Below are 15,644 nucleotides of genomic sequence, written 5' to 3'. Positions count from 1 at the left end.
AATGACAAAACCGGCACGTATCCTGATCGTTGATGACGATGAGAGCATGAATAAGACCATGGCTCTGGTACTCAAACGGAAGGGGTATGACGTGGCAGTGTCCCTGAGCGGCCTGGATGCAATCGGGAAAGTACGGGCCCAGCCATTTGACATCATCTTCATGGATATTAAAATGCCGGTGATGGATGGTGTCGAAACCTTTGAAAAGATCCGGGAGATACGGCCGGATGCGGTGGTCATGATGATGACTGCCTATTCGGTAGAAGACCTGATCCAGAAAGCGTTGCGTGAGGGTGCGTATGGGATCATCTACAAACCTCTGGATATTGAGAAAACCCTTGCAGCAATTGAGGAGGTTAAACGGAAAAACGAGGGGATGCTCATCATGGTAGTGGATGATGACTCTGGCACAACCTCATCGTTGCGGGTTATCCTGGAAAACAAAGGTCATCGCATCGGCATCGCATCGACCGGTGAACAGGCCCTGAAAATGGCACAGGAAAAATTGCACGACATTATTTTTATCGATATGAAACTGCCCACGATCAATGGCCTCCAGACGTATCTTGCCCTTAAAAAGATCCATCCCGGGGTGATTGCCGTAATGATTACTGCCTACCGGAATGAGATGGCTTCACTGACCGACGCAGCGATGAAAGAATCCGCATATTCAGTGCTCTATAAGCCGTTCGATATGGAGTCCCTCTTAAAAATTGTCAATGACATTGAGCAGAGGAAACACAATACACCTGCTGAACCGGATGCACCATGAGCGAAAAAAACTGCATTCTGGTCGTAGACGATGATGATGGGGTACGCAAAAGCCTGACCCTTATTCTCAAAAAGAAAGGTTATATCGTGGAATCTGCGGCAACCGGTAAAGAAGCACTCGCGGCAGCACAGGGCAGGCTCATCAGTCTGACCCTGCTTGACGTGAAACTCCCTGATATCACCGGTAACCAGTTGCTTGCACCGCTCAAACAAACAAATCCGGACATGTCAGTTATCATGATCACCGGCTTTGCATCGGTGGAAAATGCGGTTCAGTCACTTACCGCAGGCGCATCGGGTTATATCATAAAACCCATTGATCTGGACGGACTGCTCGAAAAGATAAAAACGGTCCTTGACCGCCAGCATCTTGTTACCGAGATCCGACTGGTGGAAGAGGGTTTGAAAAATTCAGAGATGTGTTACCGGCGTCTTTTTGAGACCGCAAAGGAAGGCATCCTTATCATCGATGCCGGGACCGGGCAAATCATTGATGCAAATCCATTTTTGATCGACATGCTGGGATTCTCGCACGAACAGTTTCTGGGAAAGAGACTTTGGGAGATCGGGCTTTTCAAGGATATCGTTACCAACAAAGACGACTTCGATGAGTTGCAACGGAAGGAATATATCCGGTACGAAGATCTGCCGCTCGAAACATCTGATGGGCGACATATCAACATGGAATTCTCCAGTAATGTCTACACGGTAAACAATAAGAAGGTCATCCAGTGCAACATTCGGGACAATACCGAGCGCAAACTTGCGGAGGATAAGCTGCTGCATGCTTCAGAGACCCGGTACCGTCGGCTCTTTGAGACGGCACAGGATGGGATTCTCATCCTCGATGCCGACACCGGCCAGATTGTCGGTGTAAATCAATTTTTAATTAACCTGCTGGGATTCTCGCACGAACAGTTCCTGGGAAAGAAACTCTGGGAGATCGGGCTTTTCAAGGATATCGTTGCCAGCAAAGACAACTTCGATGAGTTGCAACGAAAGGAATATATCCGGTACGAAGATCTGCCACTTGAAACTGCCGATGGGCGGCGGATAGCCGTGGAGTTCGTCAGTAACGTCTACATGGTGAATGACAAGAAGGTCATCCAGTGCAACATCCGGGATATCACCGAGCGGAAAAAACTGGCAGAGCAGATCAAAACATCGCTTGCCGAGAAGGAGACGCTGCTCCGCGAGATCCACCACCGGGTCAAAAACAACCTCCAGATCATCACCAGTATCCTCAACCTGCAGATCCGGAAGATCGATGACCCCCGGTCCATTGAAATCTTAAAAGACAGCCAGAACCGGGTGCAGGCGATGGCGCTCGTCCACGAACACTTATACCGGGGTAAAGACCTCTCCCATATCGACTTAAGGAACTACATGGTTGCACTGGGGAGGGGGATCTTCCAGATGTACGATGCGGGAAACAAAGGCATCCGGTTCGATCTTACCATCCGGGACATCTATGTGGATATCAATACCGCTATTCCCCTTGGGCTCATCAGCAACGAACTCATCACCAACAGCCTGAAGTATGCATTCAGGGACAAAAAAGACGGGAATATTTCCATCACGGCTGCCGAAGATCCCCAGGTCCTGACCTTTATTGTCGCAGACAATGGTACAGGAATACCTGAGGGTATCACGCTGGAGAACAAGACATCGCTCGGGCTCCGGCTCGTAAGCACGCTCGCCGGCCAGCTCGATGGCACCGTGGCGATTGACTGCACGGGAGGCACGAAATTTACGTTTACGATCCCGAAACCGGCAGAACAGAAACCAACTGGAGGAGCTGTGAAATGACCGGGACTGTTACAGGGAATGGGAAATTGAAACGTGCCGGTGAGATCCGCTGGATCTTTCTGGCAGCGGCAGCGGTCTTTTGGCATGTTAGGGGTTTTATGCAAGGGATGGAGACGATTGGGGGGGAGCGTGCAGAAACATCATGCCGGCACGGAAGTACCCTCCCCTGATGCGGGATAGCAATAAGGAAACAGCTTGAAAAACGAAACGGACGATCATTTATGCACCTTTTTGCCATCCTCATCCTCATCTCGTCAATCTTTATCTTATCCGTGGGGATCTTTGTCTACTCACAGAACCGGAAAAGTCCGATCAACCGGGTCTTTTTGTTTCTCTGCATACTGGCCTTTTACTTTTCATTCATAGAATCCATGCTTCACGACGCGGACAGCATCTCCTCCGCATACCTGTGGCTGAAGCTGACCGCACTCTGGACTTTTCTCCCCGCAGTTTTTTTCCATTTTACCCTCGTCTTTACAAAATCCGGCCTGCTCCGCAGGAGCCGGTGGATCCCGGTCCTCATCTATGCCCCTGCTGCACTGTTCAGCATCATTGAACTGACAACAGACCTGATCACCACCACGCCAGTACTGAAATACTGGGGCTACACATACGGCTATTCACCACATCCTCTTCCCTTTCTTGTCGAGTTGGCATGGATGTTTGGATTATTCGGGGTGTCTTTGCTCCTCATCACCCGACATTATTTCCGGACACCCGAGGTTCAGGAGAAGAAGCAGATAAAATGTATCATGATCGGTTTTAGTGTTGTCGTAATCGTCACATTCGTAAGCGAAATAGTGTTTCCTTTCTTTCAGATCAATCTCCCGACAACGGAGACAATTTCTATCCTGTTCTTTTTCGCTCTGATTGGGTATGCGATCTGGAAATACGAACTTTTTGTCGTGAGTCCTGCAATGGCGGCAGATAACATTGTCTCCACCATGACCGACTCGTTGATCCTGCTCGATAACAGTCACACGATCATTTCGGTAAATGATGCAACCCTGAAGATCCTCCGGTACAGGAAAGAGGAACTCATCGGCCTGCCGTTTTCCGCCATTTTTTCCGATCCCGCCGGCACTGAAGCAATCCTGTCCGGAATCACTGTCAGCGGGCCGGTCACGGATCTAGAAACCTCGTACCGTTCAAAGGAGGGGATCGCAATCCCCATCAGTTTTTCCGGTTCGGTGATAAGAGACGCAAAGGGGGATAGTATCGGGACCGTCTGTATTTCACGGGACATCACCGAGCGCAAACGGGCGGAAGATGCACTCCGGGAGAGCGAGGAAAAATTACGGACACTTTTCAATAATGCCAATGACATGATCACCCTTCACGGGTTCGATGCGTCCGGGATGCCCGGCACCTATATCGAGGTAAACGATGCAGCATGCCGCAGACTGAAGTATTCCCGCGAGGAGCTTCTCAGCAAATCCCCAAAGGATATCGTGGCGCCGGAAACCCTCAACAGGATGGCTCAGAACACGAGGGCACTTCGTGCTACAGGCAATGCTACTTTTGAAATGATCCACCTGACAAAAGACCAGCAGAGAATCCCGGTCGAGATCAGCGCTCATCTTTTTGATTTCAAGGGAAAACCCCATGTTCTGTCCATGGTCCGGGACATCACCGAGCGCAAACAGGTGGAGGAGGCGCTCCATTTATTCAAGGACCTGGTGGATCATTCCTCCGATGCCATCGGCATGTCAACCCCCGAAGGGAGACACTATTATCAGAATGAAGCCTTCAATCGCCTGTTCGGTGATATCGGTAATAATCCTCCCGAAACCGCGTATGTAGACAAAGCGATCGGAAAACGGGTGTTCGACACGATCAGGGGCGGAGGAAACTGGCAGGGCGAAGTGAAGATGTTCAGGAAAGACCGGACAATCCTGGACATCTTCCTGAGAGCCTACGCCATCAGGAACCCGAAGGGTCATACTATCGGACTCGTGGGTTTGCATACTGACATCACTGAACGCAAAAGGGTGGAAGAGAACCTCAAAGCCAGCGAGGAGAAGTTCCATGCAGTGTTTGAGAACGCAAATGATGCAATTCTCCTCATAGCAATTTCACCCGACGGGCTGCCGGAAAAATTTGTCGAAGTAAACGAAACGGCATGCCGCAGACTGAAGTATACCCGTGAGGAATTCCTCGGTTTGTCCTTAAGGGAAATCGATGCGCAGGAGACCTGGGAGAAGATACGCGAGAATATGAAGAACCTGCTGGAAAAAGGGCATGCGACATTTGAAGGGGTTCATGTTACCAGGGATCGTGAAAGGATCCCTGTCGAGGTCAGTGCGCACGCCTTCAATCACCATGGTCAGGAACTGGTACTTGCCCATGTCCGGGACATCACCGAGCGTAAACGGGCGGAGCATGATCTTCGTGAAAGCGAGATAAAATACCGCAGTATCCTGGATAATATCCAGGATGCCTTTTATCGTTCAGACCGTGACGGGAACCTCATTATGATAAGCCCCTCCGGAGCAAAGTTGCTGGGCGTTATCTCTATTGATGAATTGCTGGGATTGAACATTGCTGAAAAAATTTATGCAAACCCGGATGACCGGATAAAATTGCTCGATGTGATGGAAAAATATGGGTTTGTGGAAGACTTTGAGGTGGATCTCAGACGAAAAGATGGGTCTGTGGTAACCGTATCCACGAGCAGTCATTATTATTTTGATTCTTCCGGTGAACTTGAAGGGGTTGAAGGAATTTTCCGGGACATCACGGAGCGTAAAGAGGCAGAAGAAGCGCTGAAGAAATCCGAACGCATAATGAAGGATATTATCAGTTTCCTGCCGGATGCAACGTTCGTCATTGACAAAAACGGGGAGGTTATTGCATGGAACCATGCAATGGTGGAAATGACGGGGGTTCCTGCAGAACAGATGATCGGGAAAGGGAATTATGAATATGCACTCCCGTTATACCACGAACGGCGTCCGATCACCATCGACCTCGTCCTTCACGATGACCCGACAGTTACTGCAAAATACCTGGTCATGAAAAAGGAAGGCAGCACCCGGTTCTCCGAGATTTTTATCCCCCACTTCAATAAGGGCAAGGGAGCACACCTCTGGTTTGCGGCAACCCCTCTCTATGACGCGGATGGGAATCTTATGGGAGCAATCGAATCCATCCGCGACATCACCGCACTAAAACAGGCTAATGAACAGCTCCACCTCCTGCTCCGGGAAAAAGAGATTCTCCTGCGTGAGATTCACCACCGGGTGAGGAATACCCTCCAGTTAGCCGTAAGTATGATGAAAATACAAAGCCGGCGTGAAAACAATACCCGGGTACGGGATGCACTCTTCGACACGCAGAACCGGCTCAATGCAATTGCCTCGACGTTTGACATGATCTACCACTCCGAGGATATAAGCCGGGTGAACCTCCGGAATATAATCAGCTCCATTGTCGGTTCCATTCGTTCTGCCTATGAAACCAGAGAACACCACATCCAGAGCGACATCCGGATTGATATCACGGAAATGGGAGTCGACCTAGCCCTGCCACTCGCCCTCATCATAAGCGAACTGGTGATCAATGCATTCCAGAACGCATTTCCGGATGGCAGGAGTGGGATGGTGACTATCACCGGATCAGAAGACGAACACGGACAGATTATCCTTACCGTAAACGACAACGGTTCGGGGCTTCCGGAGGGGCTCGACCCGGCTGAATCCGGCACGACCGGGTTCACGCTTGTCCGCACCCTTGTACAACAGATTGATGGTGTATTGAGCTATGAGACCAGCGGGAAGGGAACGGGTTTTATCATTACGGTATCAAGGGATGCAGAATTCAAAAAATCAGGGGTGAGTGAAGTATGACAGAAAAGATCAGGATCATTATTGTCGAGGATGAAGCACTGGTTGCCGAAGACTTAAAAGAGATGCTGCGGGGATTCGGGTATGAGGTCTCCGGCATCGCAAAGACGGGGGAGAAGGCAATTGCCCTTGCCGGGGAACACCACCCGGACCTTGTCCTCATGGACATCAACCTGTCGGGTGCGATGGACGGGATCACCGCCGGGGGAGAGATCCACTCGCGATGGAGCATCCCGATCATCTATGTCACCGCATTTGCCACGCAGGCAATTATTGACCGGGCGAAAAAAACCACTCCTTCAGGCTACATCTTAAAACCGTTCAACGAGCGGCAGATCCAGACCGCCCTGGAGATCGCTCTCTACAACCACGAACTGGAGGAGCAGGCAAAAGAAAACGAACGCACGATCCGGATCCTTGCAAACGCCATCCCCGACGCAGTCATGCTCCTGGATCATAACCGGCAGATCATAGCCCTGAACGATGCCATGGCTCGCCGGCTCGGGTACAATCATACCCAGGTACATGGGGATTCAACTGTCCGGTTTAACCGGGACGGGATGTTTACCCCACTGGAATCGCGGATCAGTGAAATTCTCTGTTCCGGCCGACCTGTCCGTTTCGAAGAGAAGAACCAGAATGAGTGGTTTGAGGTCTCCCTTATCCTGATTTCCGGGTCTGATGAGCAGAGCTCCCGGATATTTGTCCAGTATCATGATATCACCGACCATAAAAGATTCGAGGAGGCACTGAAAACAGAGGGAATAACCCAGATCGAGAAGAACATGGAGCAGTTCCAGACATTAAACGACCAGATCAGAAACCCGCTCCAGGCAATCATGGGATATGTGAACCTCGACTGCCACCAGTACCGGGAGCGTATTATGGGCCAGATTATGCAGATTGACGGCCTTGTCAGCCGTCTGGATCGCGGCTGGGTGGAGTCCAGAAAAGTCAAGAGGTTCCTTCTCCGGCACTACCTGGATAATCCCGATGATGTGCCAGATTCAATATCCCAGGAGAATGGCGGGAGATGCAGCTGATGGATACCGTCCTCGTAGTGGATGATGAACCCGCGATACGGGAAATTTTCACCGTGTACCTGGAGATGAATGGATACAAGTCCCACGCGGTCACCGGAGGAAGGGAGTGTCTTTTGTGGTTAAAGACACAAAAACCCGACCTCATCCTGTTGGATTTGATGATGGAACCCATGGATGGCTGGGAGACGCTCCTTGCGATCCGGCAGTACCCGCCCTCCAGCCAGATTCCGGTAATAATTATCACGGGAAAAACGCCGACTGCCGAAGACCTCGTACAGTACGGCGGCCTCATTGAGGATTTTATCGTAAAGCCTGTTGATTTTAAAATGATTTGTGAATCCTTCCATCGCATCATTGAGAATGACCGGGACTTAGGCCGGGAAATTGACCGGGTTAAGAACGAGGGACAGGATCCGGAATTTCTGACCGAATATATCCGTCTCCTCCGGCTCACCAGCGTCACGAACAACCTCAAAAAACGGCTCAAGGACCGCCAGTGTTCAGACCAAATCCCCTTAAAGAAACTGGAGGAACGGCTGCAATGGTTGCATGAAAAACTGGGGTTTCCCGATCAGGTTCGTTCATCAAGTCCTCTGCATTGAAGGCAGACCGTGCCATTGCATTTCTGCTGGCGTTTCTCAATAGCAAAGAGTGTGGGAGTCAAATAAATACGGCCTGATTTGAGGGCAAGGAGAGATCACCGGGATTATATCCTTTCTTTCTCGTCCCTCCTTTGAGAATGAAAATCAATAATCCCGTGTCATCAATTTCAAGGATGACACGATATGCTCCCATACGCTGATGATACCGGGATGCTGGATTCTGCAATCTGTCGGATGAGGGCACCGGGATTCTTTTTGCCTATTCTTTCCCGTCTGCCCGCGCCACACAGACCCAGTGGTCGTAAAACGCGTCGCCGGGACTCTCGCGTACCTCGACGTTTCGCCCCGCCTCTTCTCCCCATTCCCGGATCAGGTGAGTTTCCGGTTCGGTCCCGACCGAGACGAGCGTCTCTTTACTCACGGCAAAGATGGTGGGCAGCATGGAACCGGTACTGCCGGAACTCGTCGCCCACCGGCTCGTGCAGAAGAAGGGATCAAAGATTGAACTCATTCCCCTTGCCCGCGTGATGTCCGAGCATTTCATCGGCATCGAGCGTCTGCTTGAGATTGTACGGCTCAGCCAGAAGATGGACGAGCCGCTCGATATCATCGCGGAGCTGGAGAGCGAGGGGATGGAGAAGGAGACCTCTTCAAAGTCACAAAAACAGCAGCGCGGGGGCGGCAAAAAGGGGCACGGGAGATACCAGTCGCCGCAATCCTACGGTTTTAACTGATTATACGGTGAAACGAGATACGAAATATGATCTGCCCGAACTGTGGAACCCGGCTGCCCGAAGGGAGTACACGCTGCCATTTCTGCGGGTATCTTCCCCCGCAGGAGAGGACGCTTGCCGAGACCTGCATCATTATTGTTGCCCTTTTTACCGTCATGCTTGCCCTCAGTCTCCTCCTCTTTGTCGTCACCGGTAAGATGGAGATCGAATACCGTTTCCGGGCGGTGTTGTGCCTTATTGCCGGAGCCGCCGGGACATGGGTGTTCTGGAGGATCACCCGGCGGCTGATCCCCGGGCTTGCGGGATCCAGATAACCCAGGGATTTTTTTGGGATTCTTGTTTTACACATCCCTCATATACCCGTACTTCCAATAGACAATTCAGGAATATGCATACCACGCGTGGGATCATCCGGCAGCTTGACGAGATGCGCCAGGAACTCCATGACCAGTATCATGTGAGCAGGATCGGTATCTTTGGTTCGTACTCGCAGGGTTGCCAGACACAAAAGAGCGATCTCGATCTGATGATAGAGTTCGAACGTCCCATTGGGATGCTGGCCTTTGTCCACCTTAAGGACCTGCTTGCAGAACGCCTCGGGATGAAAGTCGATCTGGTTACTCCCGATGGCCTGCACCCGCTTATCCGCGATGATGTGATGCGGGAGGTTATCTATGTCTGAAAAACGCCCGGTCTCTCTTCTTCTTTTTGATATCTTCGAATCCATTGAAAAAATTGAGAAGTATACCCGGGATATGACCTTTGATCAACTTATGGAGGATGAACGTACCAAGGATGCCATCGTCCGCAATATCCAGATCATTGGAGAAGCCTCCAAACACATTCCGGAGAACCTGGTTACTACGCATCCTGAAGTGGACTGGAAAGGTATTGCCGGTGTGCGGGATATTGTTACTCACCGGTATTTCCGTATTGACTGGCATCTGCTCTGGACAAGCATCCGCGAAGAACTGCCTCCCTTGAAAGGTCAGATCAAAAGTCTGCTGGAAAAATATCCGAAGTAACTCTCAAATGAGGATGCGACATCCCCGTAAACCTGTTTTTGCCAGATAACCGGATTTTTAAAAATCCGCTGCCTCTAAAAAAACAAAAATCTATTTTTCCGCAGGCCGCGCCACACAGACCCAGTGGTCGTAAAACGCGTCGCCGGGACTCTCGCGCACGTCGACCGTCCGCCCCGCATCTTCTCCCCATTCCCGGATCAAGTGCGTCTCGGGCTCCGTGCCTACCGTGACGAGCGTCTCGCGGCTCACAGAAAAAAGCCCGGCCGCGATCTGGTGCCACATGTCGGCGGAAAACGTGTTAATCTCGCCCATCATGATCCCGATAGCTTTAGGCACCGGTTCGGTATATGCGGCGACCTGCGTCGCGTCGAGGCACATCGTCTCCTCCGGGAGCAGCCGGCCCTTCTCGATGCCAAGGGAGAGGAGCGCCGGGTCGTTGTCGTACGAGAGCGGGGTATATCCGAGCTCGCGGAGTACGAGCGAGCCGACACCCGATCCGCAGCCGCAGTCGATGCAGGTCTCACCGTTCCCCTTTCCCCAGACCCCGGCGATCACGTCCGCGATGATACCCTTCCGGACCGGGTTTAAGTCCTCCATGGCAGACGGCACCTCATGGGCAAGCAACAGGGAGAAATATTCCCGGACTGCCGCCGCCCAGACGGCCCGGTCCTCCTGGTAGATCTCGCCGTTCACCTGCTCGAAGGCATCGATCAGGTCGACGCTCGGGTGCCGGCAGAGAAACGAGCCTGCGATCCAGCCGGCCTTCTCGTGGAACGCGATCGCGATCGGGTCGTCGTGTTCGTCCACGAGCATCCTGCCCTCGTCCCCGTTATCTGCGGCAAGCATATCCGTGTACAGCGGGTCGGTAAGAGCGGCAAACGAGGGTTCGATAAACGCGAGGGTGTCCACTTCGAGGATTTCTGCGGCCTTCAAGGCTTACTCCCCCCGCTCGATGTGCATCCCGTGCGGGGCCTCGATGGTCCCGTCAATCCTTGCCTCTTCGTGCAGGAAGAGCTCCTTTGCGATCACGTCGCCGAGGATATGAGCGCCTTTTTTCACGAACACCTTGCCGCTGCCTTCGACGTTCCCGTGCACGGTCACCCCGCCGGCGACGCGGATCGTGCTCCGTGCCCGCAGGCTGCCGAAGATCACGGTATCTTCAAGGACATCGATCGAACCGGCCCGGATGTTACCGTGCAGCCGGCACTTCTTCCCGATCTTCATTGAAGACGGGACCGAGAAGACCTTCATGTTCAGCTTTGACCGGGCCGGGATCATGAGCGGGACCTCCACCTTCCCGTCGTCCTCGGTAAAGAGGTTGTCAAGGATCCGGTCAAGTTCCTTCTCGTTTTCTATCCTGAGCATCGTCATGAGGTAGATAAGGATAAAGACGAGCACCGGCATCGGGTTTCGCACCGCAATCTCGCCGGTCGCCTCAAACCCCTGGGCGATCTCCACCTTCTCGCCGATATCGAGCGCCCCGCTCACGACCAGTTTCCCGTTGATCTTGACACCCTCACCGATGTAGGCGTCCTGTTTTGCGATCACGTCGCTCCCGATCTCGCAGAGGTTTCCTATCCGTGCGTCGCCGCTTGCCCAGACATACTCGTGGATCTTTGTCGATTCGCCTACGTAGACGTCCTTGCCCCGCAGGCCGTAATCGATCTGGCAGAACTCGCCGACTACGATGTCCCGGTCGGTCTTGATACTGTGCTCCTGGAGTTCCGTCCCATCGGGAAGGAGGCAGTGCTTGTGCCAGTTCTTTACCGAATCCCCGCTCATCGATCCCTCGCCGGCACCCTCATCCGTGTCATGCCCCGTACTTATGTGCCTGGTTTATCAGGTCGATGGCGGTCGGTAAGAGGCCGGCGCCTGTGATCCGGCAGAGACCGCCTTTTGCACACGAGCGTTCCCCGTACTCAGTAACATCGTCCCCCCGCACACCCTCGCCGTGGATCAGCACCGGCACCGGGTCTGCGCTGTGGTCCTTGATGCAGCAGGGTGTGGAGTGATCGGCGCAGATAACAATAATGCAGTCGTTGAGATTGAGGAGCGGTTCAAGCACGACATCGACTTTTTCGATGAACGCTTTTTTCTGGAGTGCAAGCCCGTCATGGCCCGACTCGTCTGCCCCCTTGATGTTCACGAGAACAAAATCCCGGGTCTTGAGCTCGTTTACCGCTGCGGTGATCTTCCCCCTGATATTGCTGTCCTGCGAGCCGGTGATCCCTTCGACCGGGACCCGGGCAAGGCCGACTGCGTTCCCGATACCGGTGATGAGGCTTGCAGCGGCGATCACGCACCCATCCATCCCGTATTTTTTACCGAACGGCTCGAAGTGCCCCATCTCACCGGCGCCCCGCATCAGCACGATGTTTGCCGGGTTCTGGCCCTGTGCGAGGCGCTCCTTATTTATCGGGTGGTCGAAGAGGATCTTCTTTGACTGCCGGATGAATTCGTTGCAGACCTCTGCGGTCTTTTTGTCCTTGTCAAGTGCCCTGATGGGGGTAACCGTGAGGGGTGCCACGTGATCCTTCTTCGGGTCGTTCGAGGAGACACAGTGGCCGAGCCCTTCGCCTTTGAGGGCGAGTGCTGCCCGGTGACCTGCCCCTGACCGGAACACGAACTCCACGCCGAACTTCGAGAGATCGACCCCGTCCTGGATCGCCTTTGAAAGGGTCACCGTATCGTGGATCCGCCCGGCCCGCCGGTCGGTCACGAGCCCTTCGGGGGAGAGTGTCGCGTAGTTGCACCGGAAACCGATCATGCCCGGTTCCATGTGGATCCCCGAGCCTTCGCATTCGAGCGGGCCCCGGCCGGTGTAATAGGTATGGGGATCGTAGCCCAGGAGAGCGAGGTGAGCGGTATCTGACCCGGGCCGGATACCGGTCGCTATCGTATCCATGATCCCGCACACGCCCTCTTTTGCGAGACGGTTGAGGTTGGGGCGGTGCGCCGCTTCAAGAGGGGTGAGGTTTCCAAGTTCCGGGCAGGGCCGGTCGCCCAGCCCATCAATAACGAGAAACAGGATCTTATGAGCGGTCATTCTTAGGGATTGTTGGACGCGTGGATTAATTATGTTTCCCGGTTACGCTTCGGGAAACAGTACGTCGTAACCGGCCCGGTTAAAATCCCCGGATGGAACCAACCCCTAACTCTGAACCGGCGTCGTCCGGACGAATAAAACCCGATAATAATCACGAAAAAAACAAAAAAATTTACTTGGTAGAGATAGGTGCTGCGACCTGCTCGACCTTGGACTTGATAACCTCGACCCGGCGGGTCGGGTAGAGGGTCTTTACGACCTTGAAGAGATCGCGGGAGAGCTCGCCCGAGACAATCGCGTTAACAAGCGTCGTTAAGTCCCATGCCGCTGTCTGGGTTGCAAGGCTTGCGAGGATCGCGTTCCTGAGCGCGTGTTCCTGTGCGATGTTTGCCCGTGCAAAGGTGTAGCAGCTGATCGTGAGCCGGACTTTCTTGTTGTCCTTTGTGACCACAAGAGTGTGGCAGTCCACGCGGGAGCTGCGGCGCTTGACAAGGGACCGCAGGTAATCGCGAGTCACTTCGTGGCCGACAAACTCGGTGTATGCCGCGTCGCCGGTGACTTCTGCAATCTTGAAGCTCATCTTGATGTGCTGCTTTGCGTAGTCGTTGGTGATCTCGCCGAGGGTAGACTGCATGATCCTGCCCTTGACCGTCTCGACTTCGCTTGCAATGGTGTCGCCGATATACGCCTTGCCGAGGTTGTCGGGGGTGTATACCTTGTACCAGCTCTTGGCTTTCCAGCCTTCAACTCTTCTTCCAACCTGTTTTTTCTTTGCCATGGTATCAACTCTCTAATTTTTTTTCATTCCCTCTTTTCGTTCGTTCCTGTCGTTTTTCGCGGGAGCCCTGTTGTCTCATCCGCAATTGCCAGATTCATCAGGTAGTCGTCTACCGATGCGATGACAGACCGGATCTGCGTGCCGTGGATCACGGTCGTGACCCGGTCGCCGTCTGCGGTGGTGGTCATGCCCCTGAGGTTGTCCGGTGCCAGTGATGACGCCACGCTTGGAGCGTCCGCGTGGACGGTGGTAATAAGGGCACTTACCTGCATCATGCGAGAAGCGCCTCCTGCCATCCTTTCACGAATGCCCCGAGCTGGTCGCAGGGGATCGTTGCCCCTGCACGGGAGTGGTGTCCCCCGCCGTTCCCGCCGCATGTGGCAGCAAGGGTCCGGACGAGCGGCCCGAGATCGGTCGTGACGCCGTGGGGGGATCGCGCCGAGATCCGGCAGGCCTCCCCCGACCGTGCATACACGAGCACCGGTGCTTGGTGCACCCGGTCCCGGGCGAGCACGTCGGCGATGTCGCTTGCGAGCGTCGCATTCTGGCACTCGTAGACCGCTTCCCCCTCGTGTGCGGGATGAGCGTTTTTGAGCGCACCGATCACATCGAGGTGGTGCCGTCGGGCAATCTCCCATGCTTTTTCGATCTCCGCTGACGAGCGAAGACAGAGCGCAACCGCAAGGTCGCCGTGTCCGGATTTGCCGCAGGCATCGATGACGGCAGTAAGCGCATGGGCGTCCTCTATTACCTCGCGCTGGAGGTGCAGGGTGTCGCCGTAGAGCAGGGATAAGCCATTTGCGGAAGTCTGCGGGGCGGATTTGAGCACCGCAAGGCTCATGAGCGTATCGAGCCGCAGGCCGTTTGCGCCCTGTGCCCCGGTGAGCAGGTCAGCGACAGCAGAATCGTCGCCGCTGATCCCTTCGAGGTACGGGCAGGTGGCAAGCAGCCACTTCTCTGCCATGTCGCGACCGGGAAGCGTCATGCCCCGGTCCGGGACGATGATCCCGTTTGCCACGCCTTCGTTGAAGATCTCAAGGTTCCTGCCGGCAAATGCCTGGCCGTCGCCGATGATACCGGGTATCACGAGGCCGGCAAGGTCGCGGTTGTCACCCATTTCCTGGGCGACAATGTACGCCATGCCGGCGGCGGAGAGTTCCCGGTCGCCATCGATCTTTTCGAGCCTCGGGTTTGCATGGAACTGCCCGGTAAAGAGCGGGAGGTGGTGGTCCACAACCATCGTTTCCGGGGGCAGGTTCTCTATGCCGGACCCGAGATCGCACAGGAGCGAGGCCGCGTCGTGGGAGAGGCTGGCGAAAGGAACTTCCGCACAGATTCTCATCCGGAACCGGATCCCGGTCCTTAACATCGCATGGCAGAGGATAGCCCCGGCTGCGATGCCGTCAGCGTCGTGGTGTGCATACACCTCGACGTACTGCTGGCGGCGGATCTGGTCCGCGACGGTTTTTGCGGCTTCTTCAAGTGACATGGGAATCGGCAGACGATATGACGTGAATTATCTGGACAGCAGGATTTCAGTGGTCTCCGGCTTGTAGGTGAAACCTGCGGGCAGCTTCTTTGTGCCAACGTAGTACTTCACGAGCCGGCGGATCTTGGCCTCGACAAGGTGGAGCTGCCTCTTGTTGTGCAGGTCCTTCTTGTTGTCTTCCAGGTGCTTGCGCAGCCCCAGCGCCTTGATCATGAGGTCGCGGAGATCCTCGGGGATCTCGGAGCTGATCTTGTTCTCTACTAAGATGTCGCCGATGCTTTTGCCGGTGACCATCTTGACATCAGGGACGCCGTGGCGGTCCCGCAGGATCAGGCCGATCATGCTGCTCGATGTGCCTTCCTTGCGGAGATCGACAATAAGTTTCTCGATCGCTGCCTTGTCCGTGTTGGACCATGAAGGCGCCTCATTCCGCGCAGGCCGCACAGAGCATGACTGTCCTCTTCTTCTGGTGTGCATTCGTGCCATAGTTATACCTCCGGTT

At 54.1% G+C, this 15,644-nt stretch carries 17 protein-coding genes; 9 read left to right on the top strand and 8 right to left on the bottom strand.

Annotated features, from left to right (window positions below; genetic code table 11):
• Nucleotide 1 precedes the first annotated feature (1 nt).
• The 5 genes from WCX19_RS02135 (at nt 2) to WCX19_RS02115 (ending at nt 8,070) form a co-directional block, all read left to right on the top strand.
• Complete coding sequence (locus WCX19_RS02135) at nt 2–772, top strand: response regulator (protein ID WP_373004288.1); 771 nt, start codon at nt 2–4, stop codon at nt 770–772.
• Nucleotides 769–2,580 (top strand): PAS domain S-box protein, encoded by a 1,812-nt coding sequence (locus WCX19_RS02130; protein ID WP_373004285.1) that lies wholly within the window; start codon nt 769–771, stop codon nt 2,578–2,580. Before WCX19_RS02135 ends, WCX19_RS02130 begins: the two co-directional genes overlap by 4 nt.
• Before the next feature lie 221 nt (nt 2,581–2,801).
• Complete coding sequence (locus WCX19_RS02125) at nt 2,802–6,428, top strand: PAS domain S-box protein (protein WP_373004282.1); 3,627 nt, start codon at nt 2,802–2,804, stop codon at nt 6,426–6,428.
• Nucleotides 6,425–7,468 carry a response regulator gene (locus WCX19_RS02120; protein WP_373004279.1) on the top strand — a complete coding sequence of 348 codons (1,044 nt, stop codon included), beginning with the start codon at nt 6,425–6,427 and terminating at the stop codon, nt 7,466–7,468. The genes WCX19_RS02125 and WCX19_RS02120 overlap by 4 nt, the downstream gene beginning before the upstream one ends.
• Complete coding sequence (locus tag WCX19_RS02115; RefSeq protein ID WP_373004276.1) at nt 7,468–8,070, top strand: response regulator; 603 nt, start codon at nt 7,468–7,470, stop codon at nt 8,068–8,070. Before WCX19_RS02120 ends, WCX19_RS02115 begins: the two co-directional genes overlap by 1 nt.
• A 259-nt stretch (nt 8,071–8,329) precedes the next feature.
• Here WCX19_RS02115 and WCX19_RS02110 read toward each other — a convergent pair whose 3' ends face one another.
• Complete coding sequence (locus WCX19_RS02110) at nt 8,330–8,512, bottom strand: hypothetical protein (protein WP_373004273.1); 183 nt, start codon at nt 8,510–8,512, stop codon at nt 8,330–8,332.
• On the opposite strand from WCX19_RS02110, the gene WCX19_RS02105 reads away from it, so the two are divergent.
• The 4 genes from WCX19_RS02105 to WCX19_RS02090 all read left to right on the top strand — a co-directional run bounded on the left by WCX19_RS02105 (nt 8,511) and on the right by WCX19_RS02090 (nt 9,829).
• Nucleotides 8,511–8,804, top strand: a complete 294-nt coding sequence (locus WCX19_RS02105) for a hypothetical protein (RefSeq protein WP_373004270.1) — start codon at nt 8,511–8,513, stop codon at nt 8,802–8,804. The genes WCX19_RS02110 and WCX19_RS02105 overlap by 2 nt on opposite strands.
• 26 nt (nt 8,805–8,830) lie before the next feature.
• Nucleotides 8,831–9,118, top strand: a complete 288-nt coding sequence (locus WCX19_RS02100) for a zinc-ribbon domain-containing protein (protein WP_373004266.1) — start codon at nt 8,831–8,833, stop codon at nt 9,116–9,118.
• 74 nt (nt 9,119–9,192) lie between these two features.
• Nucleotides 9,193–9,486, top strand: coding sequence for a nucleotidyltransferase family protein (locus tag WCX19_RS02095; protein ID WP_373004263.1), 294 nt, complete (start codon nt 9,193–9,195; stop codon nt 9,484–9,486).
• Complete coding sequence (locus WCX19_RS02090; protein ID WP_373004260.1) at nt 9,479–9,829, top strand: DUF86 domain-containing protein; 351 nt, start codon at nt 9,479–9,481, stop codon at nt 9,827–9,829. Before WCX19_RS02095 ends, WCX19_RS02090 begins: the two co-directional genes overlap by 8 nt.
• A 90-nt stretch (nt 9,830–9,919) precedes the next feature.
• Here the strand turns inward: WCX19_RS02090 and WCX19_RS02085 are convergent, their stop codons facing one another.
• The 7 genes from WCX19_RS02085 to WCX19_RS02055 all read right to left on the bottom strand — a co-directional run bounded on the left by WCX19_RS02085 (nt 9,920) and on the right by WCX19_RS02055 (nt 15,628).
• Nucleotides 9,920–10,762, bottom strand: a complete 843-nt coding sequence (locus WCX19_RS02085; RefSeq protein ID WP_373004257.1) for a hypothetical protein — start codon at nt 10,760–10,762, stop codon at nt 9,920–9,922.
• A 3-nt stretch (nt 10,763–10,765) separates the two neighbouring features.
• Nucleotides 10,766–11,611, bottom strand: coding sequence for a polymer-forming cytoskeletal protein (locus tag WCX19_RS02080; protein WP_373004254.1), 846 nt, complete (start codon nt 11,609–11,611; stop codon nt 10,766–10,768).
• A gap of 28 nt (nt 11,612–11,639) precedes the next feature.
• The gene (locus tag WCX19_RS02075; RefSeq protein WP_373004251.1) at nt 11,640–12,875 is read right to left on the bottom strand and encodes a 2,3-bisphosphoglycerate-independent phosphoglycerate mutase; all 1,236 of its coding nucleotides are present in this window, start codon (nt 12,873–12,875) and stop codon (nt 11,640–11,642) included.
• Between the two features lie 172 nt (nt 12,876–13,047).
• Nucleotides 13,048–13,653, bottom strand: a complete 606-nt coding sequence (locus WCX19_RS02070; protein ID WP_373004248.1) for a 30S ribosomal protein S3ae — start codon at nt 13,651–13,653, stop codon at nt 13,048–13,050.
• Nucleotides 13,654–13,676: 23 nt separating this feature from the next.
• Nucleotides 13,677–13,928 carry a KEOPS complex subunit Pcc1 gene (locus WCX19_RS02065; protein WP_373004245.1) on the bottom strand — a complete coding sequence of 84 codons (252 nt, stop codon included), beginning with the start codon at nt 13,926–13,928 and terminating at the stop codon, nt 13,677–13,679.
• Nucleotides 13,925–15,142 carry a DHH family phosphoesterase gene (locus WCX19_RS02060; RefSeq protein WP_373004242.1) on the bottom strand — a complete coding sequence of 406 codons (1,218 nt, stop codon included), beginning with the start codon at nt 15,140–15,142 and terminating at the stop codon, nt 13,925–13,927. Before WCX19_RS02060 ends, WCX19_RS02065 begins: the two co-directional genes overlap by 4 nt.
• 27 nt (nt 15,143–15,169) lie before the next feature.
• Nucleotides 15,170–15,628, bottom strand: coding sequence for a 30S ribosomal protein S15 (locus WCX19_RS02055; protein WP_373004625.1), 459 nt, complete (start codon nt 15,626–15,628; stop codon nt 15,170–15,172).
• Nucleotides 15,629–15,644 lie beyond the last annotated feature (16 nt).

Source organism: Methanoregula sp. (assembly GCF_041663825.1).
Lineage (GTDB): Archaea > Halobacteriota > Methanomicrobia > Methanomicrobiales > Methanospirillaceae > Methanoregula.
This window is presented reverse-complemented; position numbering and strand designations above follow the sequence as displayed.

What these genes read in the sequence shown, in the direction of transcription:
- WCX19_RS02135 (WP_373004288.1), top strand. Translation starts at nt 2, where the DNA reads ATGACAAAACCGGCACGTATCCTGATCGTTGATGACGATGAGAGCATG.
- WCX19_RS02130 (WP_373004285.1), top strand. Translation starts at nt 769, where the DNA reads ATGAGCGAAAAAAACTGCATTCTGGTCGTAGACGATGATGATGGGGTA.
- WCX19_RS02125 (WP_373004282.1), top strand. Translation starts at nt 2,802, where the DNA reads ATGCACCTTTTTGCCATCCTCATCCTCATCTCGTCAATCTTTATCTTA.
- WCX19_RS02120 (WP_373004279.1), top strand. Translation starts at nt 6,425, where the DNA reads ATGACAGAAAAGATCAGGATCATTATTGTCGAGGATGAAGCACTGGTT.
- WCX19_RS02115 (WP_373004276.1), top strand. Translation starts at nt 7,468, where the DNA reads ATGGATACCGTCCTCGTAGTGGATGATGAACCCGCGATACGGGAAATT.
- WCX19_RS02105 (WP_373004270.1), top strand. Translation starts at nt 8,511, where the DNA reads ATGGAACCGGTACTGCCGGAACTCGTCGCCCACCGGCTCGTGCAGAAG.
- WCX19_RS02110 (WP_373004273.1), bottom strand. Translation starts at nt 8,512, where the DNA reads ATGCTGCCCACCATCTTTGCCGTGAGTAAAGAGACGCTCGTCTCGGTC.
- WCX19_RS02100 (WP_373004266.1), top strand. Translation starts at nt 8,831, where the DNA reads ATGATCTGCCCGAACTGTGGAACCCGGCTGCCCGAAGGGAGTACACGC.
- WCX19_RS02095 (WP_373004263.1), top strand. Translation starts at nt 9,193, where the DNA reads ATGCATACCACGCGTGGGATCATCCGGCAGCTTGACGAGATGCGCCAG.
- WCX19_RS02090 (WP_373004260.1), top strand. Translation starts at nt 9,479, where the DNA reads ATGTCTGAAAAACGCCCGGTCTCTCTTCTTCTTTTTGATATCTTCGAA.
- WCX19_RS02080 (WP_373004254.1), bottom strand. Translation starts at nt 11,611, where the DNA reads ATGAGCGGGGATTCGGTAAAGAACTGGCACAAGCACTGCCTCCTTCCC.
- WCX19_RS02075 (WP_373004251.1), bottom strand. Translation starts at nt 12,875, where the DNA reads ATGACCGCTCATAAGATCCTGTTTCTCGTTATTGATGGGCTGGGCGAC.
- WCX19_RS02070 (WP_373004248.1), bottom strand. Translation starts at nt 13,653, where the DNA reads ATGGCAAAGAAAAAACAGGTTGGAAGAAGAGTTGAAGGCTGGAAAGCC.
- WCX19_RS02065 (WP_373004245.1), bottom strand. Translation starts at nt 13,928, where the DNA reads ATGATGCAGGTAAGTGCCCTTATTACCACCGTCCACGCGGACGCTCCA.
- WCX19_RS02060 (WP_373004242.1), bottom strand. Translation starts at nt 15,142, where the DNA reads ATGTCACTTGAAGAAGCCGCAAAAACCGTCGCGGACCAGATCCGCCGC.
- WCX19_RS02055 (WP_373004625.1), bottom strand. Translation starts at nt 15,628, where the DNA reads ATGGCACGAATGCACACCAGAAGAAGAGGACAGTCATGCTCTGTGCGG.